Here is a 17,466-nt window from a genome sequence, read left to right as displayed (position 1 = left end):
CCGGGCCGCCCCCCGCGTCCACCTCCGCCGCGCCCCCGGCGTCCTCCGCACCGCCGCCGTCGCCCTCGCCGAGTTCGTCCCCCTCCGCGTCGAAGTCCCCGACGAGTGCGAAGCCTTCGGCCACCGCGTCGTCGCGTCCGCCGTCCACCACCCGTCCGCCCGGCACCGCGGCGCCGAGCGGGAGCAAGGCCGACCAGTACGCGGCGGAAGTCGTACGCCTCGCCAACGTCGAGCGGGCGCAAGCCGGTTGCGGGCCGCTTTCCGACGATCCCAAGCTGAAGGCCGCCGCACTCGGGCACAGTAGGGACATGGCGGCACGCGACTACTTCTCGCACACCAGTCCCGAAGGCGGCAGTGCAGGCGACCGCATCACCGCGGCCGGCTACCGCTGGAGCACCTGGGGCGAGAACATCGCCCGCGGCCAGCAGACCCCCGAGTCGGTGATGGACGCCTGGATGAACAGCCCCGGCCACCGCGCGAACATCCTGAACTGCGACTTCAAGGACCTCGGCGTCGGCGTGCACATCGCCTCCGGCGGCCCGTGGTGGACGCAGAACTTCGGGGCGTCTCGCTGAGACCGACGGACCGACCACGTCCGCGGCGACACCGCGGCTCCCGGTCGCGGCCGCGTGGCCTTGGCCCGGATTCCGCACCGGCGGCCCCCACCCCGTAGCCTCTCGCGGAACGACCACGGTCTCCCCGCCCGCAAAGGACAGGTAGAACGGCACATGCGCGCGCAGATACCCGATGTGACGGCGCTGGCCGCCGCCGCACGGGCCGGCGACATCGAGGCTCGTGACGCGCTGATCACGGCGTGCCTCCCGCTCGTCTACAACGTGGTCGGACGCGCGCTCGACGGCCACGCGGACGTCGACGACGTCGTGCAGGAGACCCTGCTGCGCGTCGTCGACGGGCTCGGCGACCTGCGGGACCCCGCCCGCTTCCGGTCGTGGCTGGTCGCGATCGCCATGAACCAGGTGCGGGACCGCGCCGTCGCGCGCGACAAACAGGCTGTTTCCGGCCTCGACGTGGCCCGCGAAGTCCCGGATCCGCAGGCAGACTTCGTCGGCGTGACGATCCTGCGCCTGGGGCTGTCGGGGCAGCGCCGCGAGGTCGCGGAGGCGACGCGCTGGCTCGACGAGGACGACCGTTCGCTGCTGGCCCTGTGGTGGTTGGAGGCCGCGGGCGACCTCACCCGGGCCGAACTCGCCGACTCGCTCGGCCTCACCGCGCAGCACGCCGCAGTGCGGGTGCAGCGCATGAAGGCGCAACTGGAGACGGCCCGCGGAGTCGTACGCGCGATCGCGGCCGAACCGCGCTGCGCCGGACTCGGGGCGGTGCTGTCGACCTGGGACGGCAAGCCGTCGGGCCTGTGGCGCAAGCGGATAGCCCGGCACGTGCGCGACTGCGAGGCGTGCGCGGCGTACGGGAAGGGCCTGGTTCCCGCCGAACGGCTGCTGGCGGGCGTGCCGTTGGTCGTACCGATGGCGTACGGGGACGCCGGGCACGGGGAGTTGCCCGAGGTGGCGGGGGACGGTTCGGACCCCGGCGTCGCGGCCGACCACAGTCCGGACGGCGGCACGGCCGACGGCGGCGGTGCAGACGGTATCGAGAGCGGCCCCGAAACCGCCCCCGGCAGCGGCCCCGAGACCCGCCCCGAAACCGCCCCCGAAACCGCTCCCACCAACACCCCCACCAACACCCCCGCCGACAGCGCTGCCGACAGCGCTGCCGACAGTGCCGTCCAGAGCGGCACCCCCGCCCCCACCGACGTCCCCCACCGCGGCCCCATAGCCTTCGGCGGCACCGTCGGCGTGGCGATCCTCTTCGTCCTCGCCGTGGTGCTGCTGCGTCCTGACGGTGGGTCACACGACGATGCCGCCCCGTCTCCACCCCCCGCCGCCGTCGCCCCGGCCGTCGCCCCCGCCCCAGCTCCGTCCGCCGCCGAGCCGTCCCCGCCCGCCGCGCCGCCGCCCGCGGCGTCCCCCTCCGCCTCGCCGAGTCCGACGCGTACCGCACCGAGCCTGGAGCAGCAGGTGCTCGATCTGGTGAACGCCGAGCGGGCGAAGGCCGGTTGCGGGCCCGTGCGTCTCGATCCCAAGCTGCACAGCGCGGCCCAGAAACACGCCCAGGACATGGCCGCCCGCCGCTACTTCGACCACAAGGCACCGGACGGCACCGACCCGGGTGACCGCATCACCGCCGCCGGGTACCGCTGGTCCGCGTGGTCCGAGAACCTCAACCTCGGTCCCACGACCGCGAGTTCGGCGGTGACGAAGTGGATGGGCAGCAGCGTCCACCGCAAGAACATGCTTGACTGCGATATGACCCATATGGGTGTCGGTACCGCCACCGGCCCACGCGGCATGCTCTGGACGCAGGTCCTGGCGGCACCGTGAGCGAAACAAGCCCCCACGCACTGCTCCTGGCCTCGGCACCCGTCGGCCTGCACGTGCCGATCCTGCTGCGGCTGCCCACCGAGGTACGCGACGCGCTGCTCGGCGGCGGGCCCGTCCCCGGCCTCGCCGAGTTCGCCCTCACGCACGCCACCGCCGCGGACCGCGCCCTGGTCGCCGGCAACCCCGCGGCCTCGGCGGACGACCTGGTCGCCCTGGCCGCCCGCGCCTCCTCCTCCGAACCGGACCTGGCCGCCCGCCTGTTCGCCAATCCCGCGGCGCCCCGCGAGGCGATGCTGACCGCCATGCCGTACGTCCCTGACGCCGACGTGGTGCCGCGCGGGCTGTCCCGCAGCAACGCCCTGCTGCTGGACACGGCCCGGCGCGCGTCCGTCGCGGTCGAGTCCGAGGACCCGGCGATCGTCGCGGCGGCGCTGCGGCTGATCGACGGCGATTTCCTGCCGCTGCTTCCCGCGGTGGTCCTGCGTGGCTGTCTGGGCCTGCTGTGGACCGTCGGCCGCGAGGCGGCGTCCCAGGCCCTGCGCAAGGCCCGTCCGCACGTGACCGGCGAACTGTCGGCGCCGGTACGCGACGCTCTCGCCGACCCCTTCGCCCCCGCGAGCCTGGGCCGCGCGCTCGCGTTCGAGTCGAGTACCCCCATCGTCGTGGACCGCCTGCGCAGTTGTCGGACGCCGGACGACGCGGTCGTGCAACTGCACGCCCCGCGCGACGCGCTCGACTGGGGGTATGTGGTCGACGCGCACCGCCACGAGTCGCTGCCGGACTTCGTACGCGAGGCTCTGGCCCGCCAGGTGGGATGCCCGGACGAACTCCGCCCGGTGCCGCCGCGGGGCGGTCCGGGGGCGGCACTCAAGTCGTCGCGTCTTCGGACGTCGGCCGCCGGGGGGCTTCGCGGCAGGACGCCGTCGCTCGGCCGGTTGGACGACAGTTCGGCGTTTGCTCGGGCGCGCGAGGACTACAACTCCGGGTTGCTGACCCCGCCGGTGATCCTGCGCGAGGGCGATCCCGCGTGCACCGCCCTCGGCCTGCTGGCGGCGCCGGGATTCCCGATGGACGCGCTGGCCGCACCGGCGGCCGCTCCGGACGCCCCGGTACCGTCGGCCGTCGCCGCCCTGACCCGCCCCGTGCTCGGCGACAACCCCGACGCGTGGGTCGTCGCGCTCAACCTGCTCGGCGACTTCGCGGGGACGCTCCCGGAGTTGCTCACGACGGCGGTCGCGGTGACGGACTGAGCCGCAGTGAGGCACCGAACCGGCCGCACCCCCGGACCGGTACGCGGGCGCACGCAAGTGGCGGACGTACACAGTCGTACGTCCGCTCGGAGATCTCACGCACCGGGGGCTCCGCGGCGCCCCGGCCGGAGGGTGCTCCCTTTGCAGGGGAGCCGACCGGGGCGGGGCGTCAGCGCGGCGGCTTCTTGCCGGTGATACCCATGAAGACGAGGGTGGACAGCGCCGGGCGCACGTCCTTCATCTTGATCTTCCAGGTCTCGAAGCCCTTCTGGTGGCCGGAGACGGCCGCCAGCATGGCGACGAGGGTGCCGGCCATCGCGTTCGGGGCGATCTCGTCGCCCGTCCTGCCCTTGGCCTGGACCTCTTCGATGGCCTCGGTGAGGCCGTTGGTCACCGCGGTGAGGATGGACTGCCGGACCTTGTAGAACCGCTTGTCGCCCTCGGCGGACGCCAGGTCCACGACGCGGAGGATCGGCTCGTACTCCCGCCAGAACTCCAGGAAGCCGTCGACCAGGGCCTCGGCGGCGGCGTACCCGCCCTTGCCGCTCCAACCCTGGTCCTCGGTCAGCGCCTTGAGGCGCTGGCCGTCCTTGGCCATGTCGTTCGCGATCTCGAGAATCGCGCTCTCGACGTCCTGGAAGTACTGGTAGAAGGTGGCCGGCGAGGTGCCTGCCATCCGGGCGACGTCGATGACCTTGACGTCCCGGTACGGCGACGTGTCGAGCATCTCGCGCAGGCAGTCCAGCAGTTTCTGCCGGGTCGCCTGGCCGCGTCGCCCGGCGACGCGGCCGTCGACGGTGCGAACTTGTCCTGTCATGGCGTCAGTTTACGGGCGCATGATCGGACTCGCTGTTCGCGGCGCGGAGGTAGGCTGGCATTTCTCCCCCTCCGTGCACGAGGATTTCTGCCCCGCTCACGTAGCCGGACATCGGGGACGCGAGGAAAAGACAGGCATCTGCCACATCGTCAGGTTCAGCCATTCGGCCGAGCGGAATGGTCGCGCCGACCGCGGCGATGCCCTCGTCGTCGCCGTAGTGCAGGTGCGCCTGCTCGGTCCTGACCAGGCCGACGATCACCGTGTTCATGCGGATCTTCGGCGCCCATTCGACGGCGAGTGTTTTGGTCAGCGAGTTCATCCCGGCTTTCGCGGCGCCGTACGCGGCGGTGCCGGGGGACGGGCGCACGCCGCTGACGCTGCTGATGTTGACGATGGAGCCGCCACCTTCCTGAGCCGTCATCAGACGGTGCGCGGCCTGCGCGAAATACAGCGGGCCGAGCAGGTTCAGCTCGATGATCGCCTTGGAGAACCGCGGCGAGACGGTGGCCGCGTCGGTGAACGGCGCCCCGCCCGCGTTGTTGACGAGCACGTCCAGGCGGCCGAACTTCTCCTCGATGAACGCCACGGTCGCGAAGGCGGTGTCCGGGTCGCGCACGTCCGCCGGGTGGTACACGGCGGTACGCCCGCCCGCGCTCGGCAGTTCCTCCGGCTCCGATCGCGAGCAGACCACCACGTCGGCGCCCGCGCTCAGGAAGCGCTCGGTGATGGCCTTCCCGATCCCTTTGCCGCCCCCGGTGACGAGGACGACACGACCGGTGAGGTCCAGGGGGTTGGCGGCTGCTGTCATGGCGGTCTCCCACAACGGAATGAGGCGGAATGATGGTGGAGCAGGGTGTCGTCGGCCACGGCCGCCCCGTCTGGCGCGGCCCGTCAGGAGTCAACTATGGTGGCAGAAATCTGACGATCAGTCAGATCGGATGGTGATGTACCACACTCTGGGTAGTCGGATGCCTCGGCAAACCAGGGCAGACCGGACATGACGCCTCGTCACGGGGCAGCCGGTACAGGTGCCGTCACCACCGGTCAGACACCGCGGCCGAATGGATCCGATTGCCATGGCTATCCGCTACGAGGTGCGCGAAGGCATCGCCGAGGTGGTGCTCGACGCACCCCCGGTCAACGCCCTCGACGTCGCCGGCTGGTTCGAGCTCGCCGACAAGATGCGCGCCGCGAGCCGCGACCCGCAGGTGCGGGCCGTCGTGCTCCGCGCCGAGGGACGTGGCTTCAACGCCGGCGTCGACATCAAGGAGATGCAGAACACCACCGGCCACGACGCGCTCGTCGGCGCGAACAAGGGCTGCTACGAGGCGTTCGCCGCGGTCTACGACTGCGAGGTCCCGGTCATCGCGGCCGTGCACGGCTTCTGCGTCGGCGGCGGCATCGGCCTGGTCGGCAACGCGGACATCATCGTCGCGAGCCACGACGCGTTCTTCGGCCTCCCCGAGGTCGACCGCGGCGCGCTCGGCGCGGCCACCCACCTGGCCCGCCTGGTGCCGCAGCACCGCATGCGCCAGATGGTCTACACGAGCGAGAACGCCCCGGCGTCCGAGCTGCACGCGTACGGCTCGGTCTACAAGCTGGTGGACCGCGACAAGCTCGTGGAGACGGCCTTCGAGGTGGCGCGCAACATCGCCGCGAAGTCCCCGACGGTCATCCGGGCCGCGAAGGCCTCGCTGAACGGCATCGACCCGGTCGACGTGAAGCGCTCGTACCGCTACGAGCAGGGCTTCACCTTCGAACTCAACCTGACCGGCGTCTCCGACGAACTGCGCGACGCGTTCGTCGAGGGCCGCGACGCGGACACCTCGAAGTAGGGGAGAGGGAATCCACGTGGCTGACAAGCGCATGACGCCCGAAGAGGTCGTCGCCCAGCTCTCCGACGGCATGACCGTCGGCATCGGCGGCTGGGGCTCGCGGCGCAAGCCGATGGCCCTGGTCCGCGCCATCCTGCGGTCCGACCTCAAGGACCTCACGGTCGTCGCGTACGGCGGCCCGGACGTCGGCCTCCTCGCGCGCGCCGGCAAGGCCAAGAAGCTCGTGTACGCGTTCGTGTCGCTCGACTCGATCCCGCTGGAGCCCAACTTCCGCCACGTGCGCGAGAACGGGCTCGTGGAGGCGGTGGAGTACGACGAGGGCATGTTCCTCAGCGGCCTGCGCGCCGCCGCGCAGCGCCTGCCCTTCCTGCCCACCCGGGCGGGCCTGGGCTCGGACATCCTCAAGGTGTCGCCGCACCTGAAGACCGTCGCGTCGCCGTACGAGGACGGCGAGGAACTGGTCGCGATGCCCGCGCTCAACCTCGACGTCGCCCTCGTGCACGCCAACGTCGCGGACGAGAAGGGCAACGCCGCGCTGACCGGGCCGGACCAGTTCATGGACGACCTGTTCTGCCTGGCCGCCGACAAGGCGTACGTCTCCGCCGAGCGCGTCGTCTCCAGCGAGGACCTGCTGAAGGAGGCCGGCTGCTTCCACACGCTGGTCCTCCACCGCTACATGACCGCCGGCGTCGTCGAGACCCCCAACGGCGCGCACTTCACCGAGTGCCCGCCGGAGTACGGCCGCGACGAGGCCTTCCAGAAGGCGTACGCGATGGCCGCGGGCGACCCCGAGCAGTGGGCCGCCTTCGAGGCGCGCTTCCTGAAGGCCGCCGACGAGGCCGCGTACCAGGCCGAGGTCGCGAAGTTCCGTGAGGAGAATGCCAAGTGACCACCGACACGGCCACCGAGGTGACCCGCGCCGACGTCTGCGTCGTGGCGGTCGCCGAGTGCTTCCGCGGTGACGGCGAGATCATCGGCTCGCCGATGGGCACCGTCCCGACCATCGGCGCCCGCCTGGCCCGCGCGACCTTCGAGCCCGACCTCGTGCTCTCCAACGGCGAGTCGCTGTTCTTCGAGGGCACCCACCGGCTCGGCGCCAAGCCGGACGAATTCGCGGCCGTCGGGTGGATCCCGTACCGCCAGGTCCTCGACGTGCTCGCCTCCGGGCGCCGGCACGTCATGATGGGCCCGGTGCAGATCGACGCGCACGGCAACGCCAACATCTCGGCGATCGGCGACTGGGCCAAGCCCAAGCGCCAGGTGCTGGGTTCGCGCGGCGGGCCGGGCAACACGATCAACCACACCACCAGTTACTGGATCCCCAAGCACTCCGCGCGCGTGCTGACGGCTGCCGTCGACATGGTGTCCTGCATCGGGTACGACCGCGCCGCGCAGGTCGGCAAGGCCGCCCGCTTCCACGAGGTGCGCCGCGTCGTCACCAACCTCGGCGTGCTCGACTTCGTGTCGGTCGACGGCGCCCCGGCCACCATGCGCCTCGCGTCGGTGCACCCGGGCGTCACGGTCGACGAGGTCGTCTCCAACACCGGCTTCGAGCTGGTCGTCCCGGCCGACGTCCCCGAGACGCGTCTGCCGAACGACGACGAACTGCGCCTGATCCGCGAGGTCATCGACCCGCGCGGCATGCGGCTGCGCGAGGTCCCGGCATGACGGCACCGCACCCCGCGCTGAAGAACGGCTTCACCGAGAAGTTCGGCGTCCAGTACCCGATCGTGCAGACGGGCATGGGGTACGTCTCGTACCCCAAGCTCGTCGCGGCCACGGCGGAGGCGGGCGGCCTGGGCATCCTGGCGTCCGCGACCATGACGTACGACGAACTCGTCGCCGCCATCGCGCAGGTCAAGAAGGCCACGAGCAAGCCGTTCGCGGTCAACCTGCGCGCCGACGCGCCGGACGCGGCCGAACGCATCGAGCTGATGGGCCGCGAGGGCATCAAGGTCGCGTCGTTCGCGCAGGCCCCCAAGAAGGACCTGATCAAGCGCGCGCACGACCTCGGCATGCTGGTGGTGCCGTCCATCGGTGCCAAGCGGCACGCGCAGAAGGTCGCCGAGTGGGGCGTCGACGGCGTCATCGTGCAGGGCGGCGAGGGCGGCGGCCACACCGGCTCCATCCCGACCACGCTGCTCCTGCCGCAGGTCACCGACGTGCTGAAGGACACGGACGTCACCGTCATCGCGGCCGGCGGCTTCTTCGACGGTCGCGGCCTCGTCGCGGCGCTGGCCTACGGCGCGGACGCCATCGCGATGGGTACGCGCTTCCTGCTGACCAGTGACAGCCCCGTGGGCCTCGCGGTCAAGGAGGTCTACCTCGCGACCGACGTCAACGGCACCGTCGTCTCCAAGGAGGTCGACGGCGTCCCGCACCGCGTCCTCGCGACCGACTTCGTCAAGCGCCTGGAACAACGCTCGGTCGTCGCCCGCTACCCGCGTGCGATCTCCAACGCGCTGAAGTTCCAGAAGCTTTCGCGCACCCCGCTCAAGGACATGGTCCGCGAGGGCCTGGCCATGAAGAAGTCCCAGGGCCTCACCTGGCCCCAGGTCCTCATGGCCGCCAACACCCCCATGCTCCTGAAGGCCGCGATGGTCGACGGCCGCCCCGACCTGGGCGTCATGGCCTCCGGCCAGGTGGTAGGCGTCATCGACGACCTCCCCACCTGCGAAGAACTGATCACCCGGATCACCGCCCAGGCCACCGAAATCCTCCGCGATTTGGAAGCCTGACCCCCGGTCACACCCGAGGGCCCGTACCGGAACTCCGGTACGGGCCCTCGTCGTTCGGCGTGCGTCACTTCTTCTTCCGCGTGGCCTTCTTGGCGGTGGCTTGCTTTGCCGGGGCCTTTTTTGCCGGGGTCTTCTTGGCGGTCGCCTTCTTCGCGGTGGTTTTCTTCGCGGGGGCGGCCTTGGCTTCCTTGGCCGCCTTCTTGGCTTCCTGCTTGGTGGCGCGCACCTTTTCCAGGGAGTCCGGGCCGGTGATGTCGGCCACCGAGCGGAAGGAGCCTTGTTCGCCGTACGCTCCGGCCGCCTCGCGCCAGCCCTTCGGCTTCACGCCGTACTGCTTGCCGAGGAGGGCGGTGAAGATCTGCGCCTTCTGGGTGCCATAGCCGGGGAGTTCGCTCAGGCGTCCGAACAGCTCCTCGCCGGTCTTGACGCCCTTCCACACCGCGGCCGCGTCGCCGTCGTAGTTCTCGACGAGGTACTGGCACAACTGCTGTACGCGCTTGGCCATCGAGCCGGGGTAGCGGTGCACCGCGGGCTTCTCGGACATGAGCGCCGCGAAGGCCTCCGGGTCGTACGCGGCGATCTCGTGCGCGTCCAGGCCGTCCGCACCCATCCGCCGCGCGAGGGTGTACGGCCCCGCAAAGGCCCACTCCATCGGGATCTGCTGGTCGAGCAGCATCCCCACCAGCGCGGCCAGCGGACTGCGCGCCAGCAACGCGTCGGCCTCGGGGTCCTGGGCAAGACGGATCGTCGTGGTCATCCCTCCATTTTCCCGACACCCCCCACCCCCCGCCACGCGACGCGCCCACCGCGGCCCGAGGTCGCCCGCGTCACCGCAGAGTGCGCAGGTACGCCCCGTCTCCCGGTCGATGTACGACAGGTCTCGTCCGGCGGATGTCGACCACCGCCACGCGCGGCGCGACCTCGCCCAGGATCTTGGCCAGTCGCCGGAGCCTGGGGAGATGGCCGTCCAGGAGGAACGTCAGGGAAACGCCCGAAGGAAAGGTCCGGAATCGTCCACCGAAGTACGGCATCGGCGGGCAAGGCGGCAGCACACCGGGGACGGGCACCACGCCTATGTAGTCACTGATTCCAAGCTTGAACAGGACCACGGCCTGGACCTCGTGCCACGCGAGGTCCGTCCGACGCTCCCTGGGCTGGACGGGAATTCGCTCGGTCAGGCCGTGTTCGTCCATGCGGAGGGTTGTTCCGCGGCGGAAGAGCTGTGTGCCGAAGACGCCCGCCATGGCCAGGAAGAAGGCCACGGCGGCGATCCCGCCGAGGCTGCGCGCGGCTGGAACGCAAACACCTCCGCCGACAAGTCCGAAGACGAATCCAAACGCGTTCTTCCACGTTCGGCCTTCGTGCAGTTGGTAGGCCGCGGGTCTCCGACGTGTGGTCGCCATCCTCGGAGTTTGCTGCGCATCAACGGCGGGACGCCGGGGGCGTTGTGATCTTGTGACGGTTGCGGGAGGACGTCCGGCAGCGGGCGGTGGTGCCGCGGTGCCCGCTGCCGGGGTCTCGGCGGGTCAGGGGAGGGGCCGGACCCAGGTTGTGGGGTTGGTGCAGTCCTTGAAGTCGGTGGCGAGGGCGATCTTTTCGAGTTCGGCGCGGGGGATGAGGTTCTTGTCGGCCACCGAGAACTCCACGTGGCAGTTCGGGGTCATGATGGTGAGGCTCGCGCCCTCGCCGGGAGTTGCGCTGTTGGGCAGGGTCCTGGCGAAGGGGACTTCGACCATGTCACGCGGCATAGCGGTCGACGTGGGTGGCGGATCCGTTTCCGCCTCGGTGGTGTACCAGGCGTCGTACGGGCCCAACTTCGTCGGCGGACCGGCCTGTGCCATACGTGCCTGATACCCGGGCAAGGTCTCGGGAGTGACCGCCATGGCGTCGATCAGCAGGGTCTCGTTGAAGTCCGGCATGCCGAGGCTGCCCCAGTTGCCCCCCAGCGGCCGCGCCGCCGTGCCGAAGGCGAGAGACGCGCGCGTGCCGTGCGTCAGCGTGCCCTGCGCGACGAGGTCGGCGGGCAGGTAGCCGAGGTAGAACGGGGACGGCGGCAGCGTCGGCGCCTCGACCTCGACCAGTCCGGCCAGCCACAGCACCTCCTCGACGGGCTCCGAGAAGAACGCCCTGACGGTCACCCAATGCCCGGGTGCCGCCTCCCACGCGACCAGCGGATCAGTCGTGATCTGACCCGCCACGGACCGCGCGCCCTCGGGAGTGTCGGGATGGCCCGTCGGCACCACCGGGGCGCCTCCGGGGAGGTAGTACGCGAGGTGGCCGTTGACGGTGACCCGCTCGCCCGTGAGCACCTGGGACGGGTCGAACGCGCCCGGCGCGTACAGGGTGGCGGTACCCGAGGGGCGGCCGTTCGGGCTGCTGCCGTTGCCGCGGATCTCCATGTGCTGCGTCGTCGTCCCCGCAGCGATCAGCATGGCGTTGGACCTGTCGTTCGGCCGCAGGGTGAGCTGCACACCGAGGCCGTTCGCGGCGTCCGCCGCCGGTCCCGAGTCTTTCGTGGGACCGCCGTCGACCCACGCGTCGAGCGTGGTCGGCACGGCCACCGCGACGGCGGCAAGGGCCGCCACCACAGCTGTGGCCTGGTACGTACGCCGCCTGCGCCGCCGCCGCGCGGCCGCCTCGTGCGCGGCGGCCAGCACACCGAGCGCGTCGGGCGCGCCGTCCGCGCCGTCGGCCATGGCCTGCCGGAGTTCGTCGATGTCGTAGGTGCTCAAGAGCCGTCTCCGTCCCGTACCGCGAGAACCGGTGCCTTCACGTTGGTCAGTCCGACGCGGAGCGTGGCCAGCGCCCGTGTCGCGTGACTGCGGACGGTCGAGGGCCGACAGCCGAGTACGTCCGCTATCTCGATGTCGGAGAGGTCCTCGTAGTAGCGCAGGACGAGCACGGCCCGCTGGCGGCGCGGCAGTCTGCCGAGGTGCTGCCAGAGCTCCGCGCGGTCGCTGATGGCGTGCGCGGCGTCGACGGCCGGTGCACCGGGACCGTCGAGGTGTTCGTACGTCATAGCGACCGTGGCCACCGCCTTCCGGCGGCGCAGCGACAGGAATTCGTTGGTGAGCATGGTCCGCACGTACGCGTCCGGACGGTCGGTCCGCTCGATCCGCGGCCACTTGACCAGGGCCCGCGCCAACACCTCCTGCGTCATGTCCCGGGCCAATTCCCGGTCTCCGCACAGCACGAAGGCGTACCGCAACAGAGCGGGCAGCCGCGCCGCCGCGAACTCGTCGAAACCCATCCGGTCGTCCCTTCCTGCCGAGTCCCTCTGTAAGGAAGAACGCGATCGCGCGGCGAAGTGCTGAGTCGGGGCGCTGACGAGTTCGGACAAGCGGCGACCGGACGGCGCGCTACGCTCCAGCCAACGCAACACAGACAACGCGCACGACCGAGCCGCGGGGGGCTCGACCGAGCCGGGCTCGACGCTGTGTCCGTGAGTCGCGCACCCCCCGCACCCAAGCCGCGAGGGGAGCCATGGCAGGACCCGACCCGATACTCGACGCCTGGTTGTTCGACGACAACGGCAATCTCAAGGACCCACCCGCCGAGCCGGCGTCCGCGACGGAAACACGACTGGCCTCCGCCCCGGGATCCACCGCGACGGGCCCTGCGGGCCTGGTCCGTGTCACCGCCCACGAACTGCACACCTCCGCACAGGCGTTGCTGGTGCTCAAGGCGGAACTGAACACGGACATGTCGGCCGCGATCAACGCCACGGCGGATGAACGGGTGTCCAAGAGCTTCGAGTTAGGCAAGGCCCTGGAACAGGTGCAAGTGCGCTGGGGCGAAAAACTCAAGCAGTTGACCGGTCTCATGGACGAGCACATCGGCGATCTCCACGACACCGCCAACGAATGGGAGAAGGGAGAACAGACCGCCACCGACACCATCACGGTCATCTGACGGGGGACGTCATGCTCACACCGAAGGACCTGGCGGACCTGGACCTGTCCGCCTTGGAAAGTACCGCCGCCGCCTGGGAGAAGCTGGTCCAGGCGATGTCGGGAGACGAGTCGCGCTGCCGGCGCGACGTGGTCGCACCGCTCAGCACCGGGACGTGGGTGGGTAAGGACGCCGAGACGGCACTTGCCCACCTCAACATGTTCGCGGACCAACTGGAGGCCGCCCGCGTCGAGGCCGCCGCGAACGCCTCCATACTCCGCGCCGCGCACACCGGCCTGGCGTCCTGCAAGGCGGATCTGATGGTCGTCTACGGTGAGGCCCACGCCAAGGGGTTCACGGTCAAGCCGGACGGCGGCGTGGGCTGGCAGACCGACAGCGACTCCCAGGCGGCGAGCATGAAGGCCGACGCCACCGCGCTGGCCGATCGGATCGGACGCATCGTCCAGCGTGCGGTCGACAGCGACGCGTACGCCGCCTCCACACTGCTCGCCAATGTGAACTGGGGCGGTACCAAGGACGCTCCGATGAACTCCTTCAACTCCGGCTCGCGTACCGCGGTCGGGCTGGCGGAGGGCGTCAACCCGGCGTTCATCCCGAAGGACCCTGCCGCGGTGCCGGCCTGGTGGGCGAACCTCACGCAGGAGCAGCGCGACGTCTACCTCAAGCTGTACCCGCACGAGGTCGGCAGCACGGACGGCCTCCCGACTTCGATTCGCGACCAGGCCAATCGCGACTTTGTGAACCAGCGGATCGCCTATTTGCAGTCGAACCCCATCCTGGGCCCCAAGGAACAGTTCGAAAGCGCCGCTGAATTGACGCACCTTCAGAAGATCCGCGACCAATTGGCCCAGAACCAGAACCGGCCTCCCACGGAGCAGCTGTTGCTGATCAAGATCGACGGAGCGGACCAGGGCAAGGTCGTGTACTCGATCGGAAATCCGGACACCGCCAAGCACGTGGCCGTGTACGTGCCGGGGACGGGTTCCACGGGCGGGGAACTCCACGACCTGGGTCGTGCGACGAATCTCCAGCGGGCCAGCGACCGACTGACGCCGGATACCGCCGGGGATGTGGCGACCGTCGTCTGGGTCGACTACGACGCCCCGGACAACATCCCTGCCGCGACGCAGGACCATTACTCCGAGGCCGGCGCACCGAGACTCGACGCGTACCTCGACGGGGCCCGGGCCAACGGCGGCCCCGACCAACACGTCACCGTCATCGGGCACTCGTACGGCTCCACGTTGATCGGGGACGCGGCCCGCAAGGGCGATGGGCTCGCGGTGGACGACATCGTCGTCGCGGGCAGCCCCGGCATGCATGTGGACAGTGCCGATGACCTGAACATCGACCCCAGGCATGTGTGGGCGCAGGAAGCGCAGGGGGACATCGTTCCCAATGTTGGTGGGCCGATTCACGGTGGATGGGACTTCAGTTTGAGCGATGGCGTCGACCGCGTGGTTCCGACGCAGACCGACTTCGGAGGCAACATCACCACAACGGACGGCAGCGGCCACAGCGATTACTGGAACGAGGGCAGTGTCAGCCTGGACAATCAGGCGAAGGTGGTCGTGGGGCAGTACAACAATCCGGACCCGTCCAAGCGGCCGGTGCTGGAACACGGCGAAATGCCGAGGAGCTAGGCATGCGCGGAGACTTGCCGAAGGTGCGGGATCTGTGCATGGCGAATCTGGTGAGTCGGCGGGGGCGGAAGCCGAGGTTTCGTCTTGCCATCGCTGTCGTCGTTGTGGCGTTGTTCGTCGGAGGGTGTGGCATGTCGGCTGATCCCAAGAAGCAGGCTCCGCGCCTGGATCCGGTGGCCGTGCGGGCGTCCGCAGAGCGGCATGCGGCGGCGGTCATGAATGCGTTGGGGGCGCAGGGGCCCGGACGGGATCCGCGGGGCAATGAGTCGCCGTGCGAGGGGGCCAAGGGCGAAATCGCCGATGAGAGCGGCCCGCGGAGCCTGTTTTTCAGTGTGGGCGCGGGTGTTCCGGAAGCCGATCAACGGGCTGCGACGGTTCGGCTGCGCGCCGATCTTGAGCAGCGGGGGCTGGAGATCCTTGAGACCCGCAACGGGGCCGACGGGCAGCCGGCGGCGTATCTGCGGGCCAGGGATCCGCGCGACGGGTTCAAGTACATCGTGCAGGCGACGGCTTCGAAGGATTGGATGGAGGTGTGGGTGTTCTCACCCTGCTTCGTGCCCTTGCAGCCGACGCCGCTGAATTACCTCTGAGCCAAGTGCTACGGCAAGCCGCGCCCAGCGGCGTCGTGGCCGCTGGGCGAGCCGACGGGGCCACGTGCGGTGGCTACCAGCGCTGGTTGTACGTCAGGCTCTCCAATGCCTGCATCACGTCCGGGTTGGACGCCAGCACGAACAACTGGTCGGCGGTGAGCGGTTCCGCGGCGGGGGAGCCGGCCTCGGGCATCGAGGAGGACGCCAGGAAGCGTTGGCTGCCCTGTGCCGTCCTGATGCTCAGCCACGACGCCGAGATCCCGCTCGCGGGGTCTGTGTACTGCTCGGCTACCGTCAGCCCGCCCTGCGGCAGTGTCCGCCGATCGCAGCCGGGTTGTGCGCCGCCCGGGCCGCCCGGGGAGGTCGCGGGGTGTCCGCACTCCACCGTGGGCAGGGTCCAGTAGTTCGCGACGGCAAGTCCGGTGCCGGTGATACGGAGTTTCGTGCCGTCGTCGAAGGCCACGATGTAGGTTGCGTCGTCGGTCGACGGATCGAAGTCGATGCTCGTGACCCCGAACACCAACTGCTCGCGGAGGACGGTCAGCAGCCGCACTTCGGGACCGTTGTCGCGGGTGTTCTCGGGTGGTGCGGTCGGGACGGACGGGTTCGCGGATGGCCGCGTCACGGGAGGCTCCGCAACGAGGGTGGGCGGCGAAGTCGGGGCCGGGGGCCCGCTCGTGCCCGTGGTCGGCGCGCCCGGGCCCGCCGCCACCTGCGTTGTCGCGTCGTGTGGCAGCCAGGTCCCGGACGTGACCGACCCCGCCACGACGGCGCCGACCGCGAGCGCGCCGACACCGGCGGCGACGCGCCGGCGCCGCCGCAGACGGCGTCCCTCGCGCTTGGCGATCGGACGGAAGTCCGGCAGGTCGGGTTCCTCGCCCGGCCCGGGCAGCGCGCGCGTGAACAGATCGTGCAGTTCCTCTTCGCGGACCATGGGGTCGCCTCCTCCGGGCGTCACGAGTGCGTCAGTTCGGCGATCTGGTCGCCGAGGATCGCGCGGAGCTGGTCGAGCCCGCGGGTGGTGGCCGAGCGCACCGCGCCCGAGTTTTTGTCGAGCAGCGCGGCGGTCTGTTCGATGCTCTGGTCCTCCCAGAACCGCAGCACCAGCACGGCGCGGTAGGCGGGCGAGACCCGCGCGAGCGCGGCCATCAGTGACATCTGGGTGTCCGGATCGCCCGGGCCGCGCGCCGGGGTGTCGGGCAGCGTGCCGGTCGGCGATTCGCCGTGCGACAGCTTGCGGGTCAGGTCGATGTACGACCGTACGAGCACCTGCCGCGCGTACTCGTTCCGCGCCCCCGGCTCGCGTATCCGGTGCCAGCGCACGTAGACCTTGGTGAACGCCGTCTGCACCAGGTCCTCGGCGGTGTGCCAATTGCCGCACAGCAGGTACGCGGTGCGCCGCAGCGCAGCTCCGCGCGCGACCACGAACGCGTCGAACGCACTGTCATTCTCGGCTCTCATCCCGACGATCAGCCCCTCCTGTGCGGCTCACCCGGCTCATCGAAAGGACGGACCCACCCCGTCCAAATGTTGCGTCCGGCACGACTGGACGAGTGAGTCCCGTGTCGTTTGGTCGCGCGAAGGGAGACGTACGGTACGAAGGCACCGGCAATGAAGGGGAGATCATGGGCGACTGGTTCCAGACGATCGTCGACACCGAGGCCACCCCGGAGGAGGCGCAGGAGCTCGCCGCGAACGTACTCGCTTGGCTGATCTCGGACGGCATCGTCTCGGCGGAACGTACCGACTGCGTCCTCGGCGCCGACGCCGGGCACGCGCCAGGTGCGCGTCACGGCGAAGCCGTCGTGGATCCGGATCCCGAACTGGTCGACGTGTGGAGCAACGGCCTGCACGTCACCGTGGAGCGCACGGTCTTCGATGCCGGGCAGGGCGAACCTTCGGCAGTCACCTGCCCGCACTGCGCGGTTGAGATGCGCCTCGTCGACGAGTACTGGTCGCCCGTCGAAGAAACGTGGGACCTGTTCGCGGACGCGACGGAGTCCTGGGCCGACGACTACGACGAGCCCGTCGCGTGCCCGTCCTGCGGCCGGACGGCTCGCGTGCACACGTGGATCTGGGCCGACGACTACTTCGCGTTCGGCCATCTCGGCTTCACGTTCTGGAACTGGCCCGCGCTGCGACCCGAGTTCGTCGTGGAACTCTCAAGCCGCCTGGGCGGGCACCGCACCGTCCTGCTCGAAGGCAAGCTCTGACAGGGCAGGTACGAGCATCGCCGCGGGACACGAGCGCGTGGCACGACACAGCGCCACCACAATGCGCCG

General features: G+C 70.4%; 19 protein-coding genes. 11 read left to right on the top strand and 8 right to left on the bottom strand.

The window, feature by feature from the left end; translation table 11 throughout:
- From ACRX5S_RS18640 to ACRX5S_RS18630, 3 genes are all read left to right on the top strand, one after another.
- Positions 1 to 575, top strand: a 575-nt coding sequence (locus ACRX5S_RS18640; protein ID WP_436774102.1) for a CAP domain-containing protein, incomplete at its 5' end; no start/stop codon positions are given.
- Between the two features lie 153 nt (positions 576 to 728).
- Positions 729 to 2,399 carry a sigma-70 family RNA polymerase sigma factor gene (locus ACRX5S_RS18635; RefSeq protein ID WP_436774101.1) on the top strand — a complete coding sequence of 557 codons (1,671 nt, stop codon included), beginning with the start codon at positions 729 to 731 and terminating at the stop codon, positions 2,397 to 2,399.
- Positions 2,396 to 3,649, top strand: coding sequence for a hypothetical protein (locus ACRX5S_RS18630; protein WP_436774100.1), 1,254 nt, complete (start codon positions 2,396 to 2,398; stop codon positions 3,647 to 3,649). The genes ACRX5S_RS18635 and ACRX5S_RS18630 overlap by 4 nt, the downstream gene beginning before the upstream one ends.
- A gap of 169 nt (positions 3,650 to 3,818) precedes the next feature.
- Here ACRX5S_RS18630 and ACRX5S_RS18625 read toward each other — a convergent pair whose 3' ends face one another.
- Both ACRX5S_RS18625 and ACRX5S_RS18620 read right to left on the bottom strand, forming a co-directional pair.
- On the bottom strand, positions 3,819 to 4,466 hold the full coding sequence (locus ACRX5S_RS18625) for a TetR/AcrR family transcriptional regulator (RefSeq protein WP_436774099.1): 648 nt from the start codon (positions 4,464 to 4,466) through the stop codon (positions 3,819 to 3,821).
- 4 nt (positions 4,467 to 4,470) lie between these two features.
- Positions 4,471 to 5,274 carry an SDR family oxidoreductase gene (locus ACRX5S_RS18620; protein WP_436774098.1) on the bottom strand — a complete coding sequence of 268 codons (804 nt, stop codon included), beginning with the start codon at positions 5,272 to 5,274 and terminating at the stop codon, positions 4,471 to 4,473.
- Positions 5,275 to 5,542: 268 nt separating this feature from the next.
- Between ACRX5S_RS18620 and ACRX5S_RS18615 the strand changes: the two genes are divergently transcribed.
- The 4 genes from ACRX5S_RS18615 to ACRX5S_RS18600 are packed head-to-tail and all read left to right on the top strand — an operon-like array spanning position 5,543 to position 9,039.
- Complete coding sequence (locus tag ACRX5S_RS18615) at positions 5,543 to 6,301, top strand: enoyl-CoA hydratase family protein (protein ID WP_436774097.1); 759 nt, start codon at positions 5,543 to 5,545, stop codon at positions 6,299 to 6,301.
- Positions 6,302 to 6,317: 16 nt separating this feature from the next.
- Positions 6,318 to 7,190 carry a CoA transferase subunit A gene (locus ACRX5S_RS18610; protein WP_436774096.1) on the top strand — a complete coding sequence of 291 codons (873 nt, stop codon included), beginning with the start codon at positions 6,318 to 6,320 and terminating at the stop codon, positions 7,188 to 7,190.
- The gene (locus ACRX5S_RS18605; protein ID WP_436774095.1) at positions 7,187 to 7,969 is read left to right on the top strand and encodes a CoA-transferase subunit beta; all 783 of its coding nucleotides are present in this window, start codon (positions 7,187 to 7,189) and stop codon (positions 7,967 to 7,969) included. The genes ACRX5S_RS18610 and ACRX5S_RS18605 overlap by 4 nt, the downstream gene beginning before the upstream one ends.
- Positions 7,966 to 9,039, top strand: coding sequence for an NAD(P)H-dependent flavin oxidoreductase (locus ACRX5S_RS18600; protein ID WP_436774094.1), 1,074 nt, complete (start codon positions 7,966 to 7,968; stop codon positions 9,037 to 9,039). The genes ACRX5S_RS18605 and ACRX5S_RS18600 overlap by 4 nt, the downstream gene beginning before the upstream one ends.
- A 64-nt stretch (positions 9,040 to 9,103) precedes the next feature.
- Here ACRX5S_RS18600 and ACRX5S_RS18595 read toward each other — a convergent pair whose 3' ends face one another.
- From ACRX5S_RS18595 to ACRX5S_RS18580, 4 genes are all read right to left on the bottom strand, one after another.
- The gene (locus ACRX5S_RS18595; RefSeq protein ID WP_436774093.1) at positions 9,104 to 9,796 is read right to left on the bottom strand and encodes an HhH-GPD-type base excision DNA repair protein; all 693 of its coding nucleotides are present in this window, start codon (positions 9,794 to 9,796) and stop codon (positions 9,104 to 9,106) included.
- A 70-nt stretch (positions 9,797 to 9,866) separates the two neighbouring features.
- Positions 9,867 to 10,442 carry a hypothetical protein gene (locus tag ACRX5S_RS18590; protein WP_436774092.1) on the bottom strand — a complete coding sequence of 192 codons (576 nt, stop codon included), beginning with the start codon at positions 10,440 to 10,442 and terminating at the stop codon, positions 9,867 to 9,869.
- 123 nt (positions 10,443 to 10,565) lie between these two features.
- On the bottom strand, positions 10,566 to 11,771 hold the full coding sequence (locus ACRX5S_RS18585) for a hypothetical protein (protein WP_436774091.1): 1,206 nt from the start codon (positions 11,769 to 11,771) through the stop codon (positions 10,566 to 10,568).
- Entirely contained in the window at positions 11,768 to 12,289 is a 522-nt protein-coding gene (locus tag ACRX5S_RS18580) for a SigE family RNA polymerase sigma factor (protein ID WP_436774090.1), read from the bottom strand. The genes ACRX5S_RS18585 and ACRX5S_RS18580 overlap by 4 nt, the downstream gene beginning before the upstream one ends.
- A 233-nt stretch (positions 12,290 to 12,522) precedes the next feature.
- On the opposite strand from ACRX5S_RS18580, the gene ACRX5S_RS18575 reads away from it, so the two are divergent.
- From ACRX5S_RS18575 to ACRX5S_RS18565, 3 genes are read left to right on the top strand one after another with little or no spacing between them, the layout of a single operon-like run.
- Positions 12,523 to 12,951, top strand: coding sequence for a hypothetical protein (locus ACRX5S_RS18575; protein WP_436774089.1), 429 nt, complete (start codon positions 12,523 to 12,525; stop codon positions 12,949 to 12,951).
- A gap of 11 nt (positions 12,952 to 12,962) precedes the next feature.
- A complete protein-coding gene (locus ACRX5S_RS18570; RefSeq protein ID WP_436774088.1) occupies positions 12,963 to 14,594 on the top strand; it encodes an alpha/beta hydrolase in 1,632 nt (543 codons plus the stop codon).
- Positions 14,595 to 14,596: 2 nt separating this feature from the next.
- Positions 14,597 to 15,184, top strand: a complete 588-nt coding sequence (locus ACRX5S_RS18565; RefSeq protein WP_436774087.1) for a hypothetical protein — start codon at positions 14,597 to 14,599, stop codon at positions 15,182 to 15,184.
- Between the two features lie 73 nt (positions 15,185 to 15,257).
- Here the strand turns inward: ACRX5S_RS18565 and ACRX5S_RS18560 are convergent, their stop codons facing one another.
- Together ACRX5S_RS18560 and ACRX5S_RS18555 are read right to left on the bottom strand one after the other, a co-directional pair.
- A complete protein-coding gene (locus ACRX5S_RS18560; RefSeq protein WP_436774086.1) occupies positions 15,258 to 16,118 on the bottom strand; it encodes a hypothetical protein in 861 nt (286 codons plus the stop codon).
- A gap of 20 nt (positions 16,119 to 16,138) precedes the next feature.
- On the bottom strand, positions 16,139 to 16,645 hold the full coding sequence (locus ACRX5S_RS18555) for a SigE family RNA polymerase sigma factor (protein ID WP_436774085.1): 507 nt from the start codon (positions 16,643 to 16,645) through the stop codon (positions 16,139 to 16,141).
- Positions 16,646 to 16,809: 164 nt separating this feature from the next.
- Between ACRX5S_RS18555 and ACRX5S_RS18550 the strand changes: the two genes are divergently transcribed.
- Positions 16,810 to 17,397, top strand: a complete 588-nt coding sequence (locus ACRX5S_RS18550; RefSeq protein ID WP_436774084.1) for a hypothetical protein — start codon at positions 16,810 to 16,812, stop codon at positions 17,395 to 17,397.
- The last annotated feature ends 69 nt before the right edge of the window (positions 17,398 to 17,466 follow it).

This window comes from Yinghuangia sp. YIM S09857 (genome assembly GCF_051388915.1).
Taxonomy (GTDB): Bacteria; Actinomycetota; Actinomycetes; order Streptomycetales; family Streptomycetaceae; genus Yinghuangia.
This window is presented reverse-complemented; position numbering and strand designations above follow the sequence as displayed.